Raw genomic sequence first — 231 nt, forward strand, 5'->3', positions numbered from 1 at the left:
CAGACCGCCTGCGTGCGCTTTACGCCCAGTAATTCCGATTAACGCTTGCACCCTCCGTATTACCGCGGCTGCTGGCACGGAGTTAGCCGGTGCTTCTTCTGCGGGTAACGTCAATTGCTGAGGTTATTAACCTCAACACCTTCCTCCCCGCTGAAAGTACTTTACAACCCGAAGGCCTTCTTCATACACGCGGCATGGCTGCATCAGGCTTGCGCCCATTGTGCAATATTC

At 54.5% G+C, this 231-nt stretch carries 1 rRNA gene; it reads right to left on the bottom strand.

Annotated features, from left to right (window positions below):
- Positions 1–231, bottom strand: a 16S ribosomal RNA gene (locus FHC48_RS23920); the annotation flags it as partial.

It is taken from the genome of Enterobacter sp. EC_50 (genome assembly GCF_019584525.1).
Lineage (GTDB): Bacteria > Pseudomonadota > Gammaproteobacteria > Enterobacterales > Enterobacteriaceae > Enterobacter > Enterobacter roggenkampii.